At 72.2% G+C, this 5,074-nt stretch carries 4 protein-coding genes; all 4 read right to left on the minus strand.

Features of this window, described 5'->3' with window-relative positions; genetic code table 11:
* Positions 1-226: 226 nt before the first annotated feature.
* Complete coding sequence (locus AC08OV_RS23350) at positions 227-1,522, minus strand: DMT family transporter (RefSeq protein WP_476620325.1); 1,296 nt, start codon at positions 1,520-1,522, stop codon at positions 227-229.
* 119 nt (positions 1,523-1,641) lie between these two features.
* Positions 1,642-3,111, minus strand: coding sequence for a hypothetical protein (locus AC08OV_RS23355; protein WP_476615809.1), 1,470 nt, complete (start codon positions 3,109-3,111; stop codon positions 1,642-1,644).
* 62 nt (positions 3,112-3,173) lie between these two features.
* Positions 3,174-4,220, minus strand: a complete 1,047-nt coding sequence (locus tag AC08OV_RS23360) for an LLM class F420-dependent oxidoreductase (protein WP_476615811.1) — start codon at positions 4,218-4,220, stop codon at positions 3,174-3,176.
* 206 nt (positions 4,221-4,426) lie between these two features.
* On the minus strand, positions 4,427-5,074 hold a 648-nt coding region (locus tag AC08OV_RS23365), incomplete at its 5' end, for an XdhC family protein (RefSeq protein WP_476620326.1).

Below are 5,074 nucleotides of genomic sequence, written 5' to 3' on the forward strand. Positions count from 1 at the left end.
GCAGATCGCCGGTGCGCGGGTTTTGCAGGCGCGCGCGCAGCTCGCCGCGACGATCGGTGAGGAATACCCGCAGACCCAGCAGGCGGTCGGCTCGCTCCACCAACACCGTTGATTATCTTGAAAAAACCAAGCGCGAACAGGTGAACCAGCAGCTCGTGGCCCGGTCGCGGCACGGTGGCACGGGTTCGCCCCGGTGCACGACCGCGGACAGGTCCCGGTCGACTGACTATCGCGAATGATTCCTCTGAGCCAGGACGGCGCCGGCCTCACCGCGCAGTCGATCCGCCCGCCGGCGAAGCTCGTCCGCCCGGGTGTCGAGAGCACGCCGCGCGGCGAGCAGTTCCCTTTCCGGCACGGCATCGTCCCCCAGCAGGCCCCGCTCCCCCGGTCGGGACCCGTTCGAGGGTCGGGACCCGTTCGAGCCCACCCGCCCGGCGACCGGCCGCATCCGATCGTCGAACCGGTGCCGTTCGTCCACGAGGCTCGCCAGCTCCGCGCCAATGCGGTCGAGGTCCCGGCGCAGCCGGCGGCGCGCGCGGCGCAACGCCGGCCCCGGGACGCCGGCCCGCCGGCTGCGGCGCAGGTCGGCGCGCAGCCGCTCCAGGTCATGGTGCACCTGTTCCTCCAGCCGGGACAGCCGCCCCTGGGCCTGCCTCGCCACCAGCCGCGACATCTGCCCGGTGATCAGCGGAGACGTCGCCAACGTGCGGACACCCGTGACCATCACGGCCAGTCCGAGCACCTCACCGACCAACGCGAGGGGCGCCAGCCGCAGGTCGCCGCCCAGCAGGGCCACCCCGATCACCACCCCGGCCAGCGGCTCGCTGCTCACCGCGGCGGGCAGCGACGCCGGCAGCGGCGCCATCTCGTAGGCGCTCTGCAGCAGCAACGCACCGACGATCGCCGTGGCCACGACCGACCAGGGCTGCCAGGACACCAGGACCGCATCGATCCCGCGGGTGGTCAGCAGGTGACCGATGCTGCTGGTCAGGGCGGCCTGTATCGCGGACAGCAGGCCCACGGCCGTGGCCAGCATCGGGGCCCGCCGGGCAGCGGTGAGCCGCCGCGTCCCCCACACCGCACCGCACACCAGCCCGCCGGCCACCGCGCCGGTGAGGACCCAGCCGAACGTCGAGACGGCCCCCGGATCGCCCGGGTGCGGATCTCCGGCGATCAGGAAGAGCACGAGGCCACCGGCCGTCGCCGCGGCCGCCGCCCAGTCGCGGCGCGGCACCGCCCGCTGCGCCAGCAGGGCGGCGAGCGGCAGGGCGAACAGTAGCTGGCAGATCTGCAGGGATTCGACGAGGGCCACCGCGCCCCGGCTCAGCGCCGCCGCGGCCAGCACACTGCCGACCACCGCGACGGCGACCCCGACATCCCACCACGGTCGCCGCACCAACCACAGCAGCAGCCGCAGCCGCAGGACGTCATCGGGCGGCGCCCGGAAGGCAACCCGCTGCTGGATCACCGCGGCCACCGCGAAACACACCGCGGAACCGAGGCCGAGCAGATAGGTCGCCACTCCTCCTCTCCTCCTCGATCCCGCGACGTACCTTCCCGGGGAAGGTCAGGGCCTCACACGGCCGGCCCGGTGCGGTCCGGCAGCTCAGATCCCGCTCATCATGCCTGCCGGATCCAAGATCAGGGAAATGACCCCGGCCGGGACCACACCTTCGTCCGCCGCCGGGTAGCACGCCCGGGCTCGGAGGATCCGCGCGGGCGGGGAGGTCGCCCACGGCCGACGGCACGGGTCTGCTTGTGGAGCTGGTAGATCCAGGGCGGGATCGTCGCCCAGAACACAATGACGTTACCGATGATCACCCCTTTGGCTCCGCCGAGGAGGAGGCCCGTGACCGGGCCGGCGAGCAAGAAGGGCGTGAAGAAAAGATTGATCCAGAAGGTGAGCCTGGTCCGGCCGAAGGCGTAGAGCACGGCGACCGGTCCCACCGACAGCGCCGGCCCGGCCTGCGCGATCATCGCGAGGAGAAGGAGTTCACGGGTCTGGCTCCAGGTGTCGCCGAGCAGGGCCGCCCCGAAATCGTCGGGGAGGATCAGGAAGATGAGGGTCCACAGCACGCTGGAGGCAACCACCAGCGCGGACACGGCGTAGGCGGCGCGGATGATCCGACGGGCCGGGGCGCCCCTGCGGCGGGCGAACTCGGGGATCGCGAAGCTCATCAACGCGACGGCCAGGTTCGTCGTGGGGGCGAGCAGGGTCTGCAGACCGCGCAGAGCACCGACGAGCGCCGGCGAGCCGATCCCGGCGATGATCAGAATCGACGTCTGCTGCGCCCCCTGGACCGTCACGAACTCGGCGGTCATGAAGCCGGTCGTCTCGCGGTGACCAGCGAACCAGGCGAGCGCCCGCCGCGGGGCGGGCCAGACCCGATGCTGCCCAATGCCGACCACCGCGGCCAGCGCCGCGGCGGCACCCCAGACGAGGACCATCACCGGCGCGCCGCCGGCCGCGGCCCGCCCGCCAATGGCCAGCAGGACGATGCCCACGCCCATCCCGGCCGCCCAGACGAGATCGTTGACGACGGCGCGGAGGGGGCGTCCCTGGGCGAACGACGTGTAGCGCCAGGCGTCCTGCACCAGCAGGGCCGGCATGACCACACCCATCGCGATCAGGTTCGTCCCGACCACGCCCTCGAGGACGCTACCGACCGCCATCAGGCCGGCGCCCACGACGGCACCGAGTACCAGGGCCAGGCCGGACGCGGCGCGAGCGGCGGCGCGGAACGCGGCCGGGGCGGCGGCGGCGTAGCTGATCCCCAGGGGCGCCGTGGCAGCGGCGCGCGACAGGCCGACGACGATCGCGAAGATGGTGTAGGCAATCGCGAACGCACCGAACTCGGTCGGGTCGACTCGGCGGGCGATGATGAAGTTGATCGCTGCGTTGGTGCCACTCGACACGACCTGGTCGACGATCGTCCACAGCGCGTTGATCCGGCCGCGGGACCGGGACGGGTACGGATCGGCCTCCGGTAGATCCGCTGCCGCTGGATCCGCCACCCCTGGATCCGCCGCGATCTGCTCACGCGTGTCACCGTTGGTCAGACCGTCGGTGACGGCGGGGCCGTCACGATACGCCCACCGCGGTCCGCCCACGCCGATGACCCTATCGTGACGTAAAAGTCATCTTGGAATCCCCCGCCTCAGGCGGAGAGCCATCAAAGGCCGTCGGCGAGCTCGCGGATCTGCTCGATGAGACGCACCCGCTCCAGGTGCGTCGGCGCCACCGGATTGACCGCGAGCGTCGTGACCCCGGACTCCGCGAACACGGCGAGCCGCTCGGCCACCCAGCCGCGCGGCCCGATCAGGGAGAGCCTCTCCAGCAGGCCGGCCGGCACCGCGGCGGCGGCTTCCCCCTTACGGCCCGCGAGGTAGAGGTCCTGGACGAGCTCCGCCTCCGCGGCGTAGCCGTAGCGGTGGGCCAGGTCGTTGTAGAAGTTGCGGCCCCGCGCGCCCATGCCCCCCAGGTACAGCGCGAACTGCGGCCGGTCGGTGTCGCGCAGCGCGGTGACGTCGTCGCCGACGGCCAGGGAGGCCCCGGCCCAGACGTCCAGGGTGCCCAGCGCCGGGTCCCGCCTGGCCGTACCGGCCCGCACCGCCTCGCCCCACACCTCGTCCGCGCTGTCCGGCAGGTAGAAGGCGGGCATCCAACCCTCGGCGAGCTCGGCGGCGAGCTCGACGTTCTTCGGGCCGAGCGCGGCCAGCACGATCGGGATCCGGTCCCGCACCGGCCGGTTAATGATCTTCAAAGGCTTGCCGAGACCGGTCCCCCGCCCCGCGGCGAGCGGGATGTCGTAGTGACGGCCGTGGTACTCGAGGACCTCCCGGCGCCAGACCTTCCGGCAGATCTCGATGGTCTCGCGGGTCCGGCCCAGCGGGGCATCGTAGGGGACACCGTGGAAACCCTCGATGACCTGCGGCCCCGACGCGCCGATCCCGAGGGTGAACCGCCCGCGCGAGACGAAGTCGAGGCCCGCGGCGGTCATCGCGATGAGGCTCGGGGTGCGCGTGTAGAGCTGCATGATCCCCGAGGCGATCTCGACGCGCGAGGTCCGGGCGGCGAGGAACCCCAGCTGGCTGACCGCGTCGAAGCTGTAGGCCTCGGCGACCTGGATGACCTGGAGCCCGGCCTTCTCGTAGTCGGCGAGCCCCGAGACGGTCTCCTCGAAACCTCCGCTGTACCCCAGCGACATCGCGATGCGCACGTACGCCACCCCTCCGGCCAGCTCCCGCCACGGCCCCGTCGACCCTGGCGTCTCACCCCCTGAGTTTGACTCCGGCCGCGGTTCGGGCACCACCGATCACGGCCGGGGCGTCGGATCCGGAGAACTGGGGCCGGGAGAGTTGTCTTGTCCTTTTATGATCTCGTCCTTTTATGATCTTGAACGTGGATGCTCGTCAACACCGTTGATTATCTTGCTGTTCCCGTGCACCCGTCCGCGGCCTCGCCGGCCTCGCCGGGTTCGCCGGGTTCGCCGGGTTCGCCGGGTTCGGCGTGGATGCGGCCGCGGGTGGCCCACAACGGGCGGCCGCTCCCGCCCCACCGGTTCTGGATGATTTCCGCGGCGATGGAGACGGCCGTCTCCTCGGGCGTGCGCGCACCCAGATCCAGTCCGATGGGTGAGCGCAGCCGGGCCAGGTCTGGCTCGCTCACCCCCTCCTCGCGCAGCCGGCGCAGCCGGTCGGCGTGGGTGCGCCGCGACCCCATCGCCCCGACGTATCCGGCCGGGGAGCGCAGCGCCGCGCGCAGCACCGGGAGGTCGAATCTGGGGTCGTGGGTGAGGACGCAGATCACCGTGCGCGCGTCGACCTCGGTGCGGGCGAGGAACGCCGCCGGTCGCTCGCATACCACCTCGTGGGCGTCGGGGAACCGGCGAGGAGTGGCAAAGACCGGCCGCGCGTCGCACACCGTCACCCGGTAACCGAGGAAACGCCCGATGCGGACCACCGCGGCGGCGTAGTCGATCGCCCCGAAAACCAGCATCCGCGGCGGGGGCGCGAACGAACGGACGAACACCGGTACCGCGTCGGGTCGCCGCTGCCCGCGGCGGCCCCCCTG

It is taken from the genome of Frankia sp. CeTa3Moorea, from assembly GCF_978021225.1.